Genomic DNA, 3,817 nt, shown 5'->3' with positions numbered 1-3,817 from the left:
ACCCGAGACCGGGCGGGCTTGTCGTCGGCGCGGTCGCCGCCGGTCGAGGAACCACGGTCCGGCGCTCTCGTCGCCGGACGTCCCTTCTTCGCCGCCGCGTTCGCCGAGGGGGAGCGGGTTCGTCTGCCGGCGCCGCGCCCCGGTCGTGCCGAGGCGTCTTCCTGCTGCGCGAGATAGATGCGGACACCACCGATGACGAGGACCGCCGCCGTGGCGACGAGCATCGCCGGGAACCGATTCACCAGCGGGTACGCGACGTTCAAGGCGAGGTCTCGCAGCCCGGAACCACTCGAGGCGAAGAACAACTCCTGCGTGAGCGGGATCGCCGCGACGAGCAGTAGCGGCGGTTGCGCCATCGCCGTGAACACACCGCGATGCTGGACGGCGACGATTGCGGCGATGCACCCGAGCACATAGAAGACGGAGAAGACCGACGTCAGTTCGTCACCACGGAACGCGTCGAGCATCGCACCGAGCAGCGTCGCCCCGACAGCGATGGCGATGGCACCCCACCAGGGCACTCCGGTCGTGGTCGGAGCCAGCGAGCGCATGTCGAGCGGCACCGCCGAGCGAGCGCGTTGGGATGCAGACACACACAAACAGTAAACCCATCGACTCAGATCGCTTCGTCGACCGGACCGGCAGGACCCGAGTTTCCTCCGAGCGTGGTGCGTCGCGGCCACGCATCGACCCGGTGCACCTCGGGCACGTCACCGTCGAATATTTCCAGTTCGCTGAGCTTGCGGGCCGTCACGCCGACACGCGTCTCCATCGACGACACCGTCTGGTTGAACGAATCGACGGCCTTGCCGAGTTGCGTACCGAGCCGGTCGAAGTGTCCGCCGACGGTGCCGAGCCGCTGATACAGCTCGCGGCCGAGCCGATGGATCTGCGCGGCCTCGCGTGACAGTGCTTCCTGCCGCCACGTGTGCGCAATGGTCCGCAGCAACGCCACCAGCGTCGTCGGAGTGGCGAGGATCACGTTCCGGCCGAACGCATATTCGAGCAGACCGGAGTCGGCGGCGAGCGCGGCATCGAGGAACGGATCACCCGGCACGAACAGCACCACGAACTCCGGTGTCGGATCGAACGACTCCCAATACGCTTTCGCGGACAGTTGGTCGACGTGCGTGCGCAACTGCCGAGCGTGCCGGGCCAGGTGCCGATCGCGCTCGGCGATGTCGTCCTCCTGTGCGGCGTCCAGGTACGCGGCGAACGGCACCTTCGCGTCGACGACGATCTGCTTGCCACCCGCCAGATACACCAGCAGATCCGGGCGTACGCCGTCGGCCACGACCTGCGTGTCGAAATCGCAGTGCCGGACCATCCCGGCCAGTTCGACGACCCGTTCGAGCTGGATCTCCCCCCACCGGCCGCGCACCTGCGGTGCCCGCAGCGCGGTGACGAGTTGCTGGGTTTGCTGGGACAGCGACTGCGACGCCCGGTGCATGCCCTCGACCTGCTCGGTCAGCCCGGCGTAGGCGTGCACGCGACTGCGTTCGACGTGCTCGACCTGCTTGGCCAGGGCCCCGACCGCATCCTGCAACGGGCCCACCAGACGCGACACCTGGTCGCCGATCGCACCCGACTGGCGGCGTGCCGCGTCCTCGCTGACCGCTCCGAGCGACTGCCGCAACTGCGTCTCGTTGTCGCGCAGCGCGGCGAGTTGCGCTTCGGCCCGTGCGGCCCGGTCGCCGGTCCGCGACGCCTGCGCCAGCCATCCCAACCCGAAACCGAGAACGAGTGCCACGATCAGCCCGAGTGCCGTGAGAGCAGTCATGTGGCGGATGATGCCGTACGGGGCCGACATCCGGGCGCACTCACCCCGAACCGGATCTGTCGGTGCGGTCCTCTACGGTCGACGGCATGCGGATCCTGCACACCTCGGACTGGCACATCGGCCGCACCTTCCACGGTGTGGATCTGCTGGGAGATCAGGCGCGGGCGCTGACCGCGATCGCCGGACTCGTCGCCGAACACGACGTGGACGTCGTCGTCGTTCCCGGCGACGTGTACGACCGGTCGATTCCCGGTTCGGATGCGGTCACCGTGTGCAATGCGGGTCTGGAAGCCATCCGCGCCGCCGGCGCCGTCATCGTCGCCACCTCCGGCAATCACGACTCGCCGGTGCGGCTCGGCGCCGGTGCCACCTTTGCCGCGAAGGGTGGCCTGCACCTGATCACGAAGGTGACCGAACTGGACCGGCCGGTGATCCTCGACGACGATCACGGACCGGTCGCGTTCTACGGCATCCCGTACCTGGAGCCGGAGATCACCCGCGCGCAACTGGGCGTACCGACGGCTCGCTCACATCAGGAGATCCTCGACGCCGCGATGGCCCGGGTCCGCGCCGACGCCGCGACGCGGGGTGCCCGGACGGTGCTGCTGGCGCACGCGTTCGTCGTCGGGGGAGAAGCCACCGGTTCGGAACGATCCATTTCGGTCGGCGGTGTCGAAACCGTGTCCGCGTCCGCATTCGAGGGCATGGACTATGTCGCGCTCGGCCATCTGCATTCCCCCCAGACGGTCGCCGAACACATCCGCTACTCGGGGTCGCCGTTGCCGTACTCGTTCGGTGAACGCAGCCATCGCAAGGCGGTGTGGCTCGTCGACCTCGGCGAGGGCGGCACGACCACGGTCGAGCGGATCGACCTTCCGATCGTGCGGGGACTGAGTCAATTCTCCGGAGAACTCGAAGATCTGCTCGCCGACGCCGCGCTCGCCGGCATGGAAGACGACTACGTGGCGGCGGAACTGACCGACGTGATTCGGCCGCTCGACGCGATGCGGCGGTTGCAGACGCGGTTCCCGCACGCGGTTCACGTCGTGTGGAAACGCCCCGACCGGACGTCGGGGACGACGTACCGGGAGAAAGTGCACGGACGTCGCGACCTCGACGTCGCGTGCGGATTCCTGTCGGACGTTCGCTCGGATCCGTCGCCGCGTGAAGCCCGTTGGATCGAACAGGCGCTGCGCGAGGCAGTCGGGGCAGGTAGCGACCGGATTCCGGCCGTCGATGCCGGGATCGACACGGCGGAGGTGCCGGCATGAGACTGCACACCCTCGACATCACCGCATTCGGTCCGTTCGCGGACACGGTCCGTGTCGACTTCGACGAACTCGGTGCCGACGGACTGTTCCTGCTGCACGGGCAGACCGGGGCCGGTAAAACCTCGATTCTCGACGCGGTGGCATTCGCGCTGTACGGCACGGTTCCCGGGGCACGCGCGGACGGACGCCGATTGCTGTCCGATCACGCGCGCGCGGGAGCGGTGCCGCAGGTGACGCTGGAGGCGACCATCGCAGGCCGCCACCTGCGGATCGTGCGTAGCCCGGACCACGAACGCGCCAAACTGCGCGGTACCGGCACCGTCAGACAGAACGCCACAGCGACACTGACGTGGCTGGACGGATCCGGGGAGAACCTGTCGCGAATCCCCGACATCGGTGTCGTGGTCGGCGAGTTGCTCGGAATGAGCGCCGTGCAGTTCTTTCAGGTCGTGATGCTGCCGCAGGGCGAGTTCGCGCACTTCCTCCGTGCGGACAGCAAGGATCGTGGCGCGGTGCTCGAACGGCTGTTCGACACCACCCGATTCGGCGGCGTCGAGCGGTGGCTCCGTGAACGTGCGGCCACCGGCGCCAGGGAACTCGCCGAGCAACAGAAGAAGGTGGATGTGCTCAGCGCGAAGGTCGACGCGTCGGCCGGTATCGAGGCCGGAGCCGGCGCCGACCCGGTCGGCTGGGCGCACAAACTGCGGGCGGACGCCGTCGACACCAGGGACCGCACGGTCGTCGTGCTCGATGCCGCCCGCGAGTC

The 3,817-nt window shown here is 68.5% G+C and carries 4 protein-coding genes; 2 read left to right on the top strand and 2 right to left on the bottom strand.

Annotation, left to right across the window (positions count from 1 at the left end):
• Window positions 1-593, bottom strand: a 593-nt coding sequence (locus tag WAX14_RS15630; protein WP_422628966.1) for a DUF6542 domain-containing protein, incomplete at its 3' end; no start/stop codon positions are given.
• Window positions 594-616: 23 nt separating this feature from the next.
• Complete coding sequence (locus tag WAX14_RS15625) at window positions 617-1,780, bottom strand: DNA recombination protein RmuC (protein WP_422628965.1); 1,164 nt, start codon at window positions 1,778-1,780, stop codon at window positions 617-619.
• An 86-nt stretch (window positions 1,781-1,866) separates the two neighbouring features.
• Between WAX14_RS15625 and WAX14_RS15620 the strand changes: the two genes are divergently transcribed.
• Both WAX14_RS15620 and WAX14_RS15615 read left to right on the top strand, forming a co-directional pair.
• Window positions 1,867-3,051, top strand: coding sequence for an exonuclease SbcCD subunit D (locus tag WAX14_RS15620; RefSeq protein ID WP_422628964.1), 1,185 nt, complete (start codon window positions 1,867-1,869; stop codon window positions 3,049-3,051).
• A partial coding sequence (locus WAX14_RS15615) for an AAA family ATPase (protein WP_422628963.1) occupies window positions 3,048-3,817 on the top strand: 770 nt, incomplete at its 3' end. The genes WAX14_RS15620 and WAX14_RS15615, both read left to right, overlap by 4 nt.

Origin of the sequence: Rhodococcus sp. (in: high G+C Gram-positive bacteria) (genome assembly GCF_049299235.1) — a bacterium.
Lineage (GTDB): Bacteria > Actinomycetota > Actinomycetes > Mycobacteriales > Mycobacteriaceae > Rhodococcus.
Note: the sequence above shows the minus strand (reverse complement) of the source record. Positions and strands in the feature narration are given on the sequence as shown.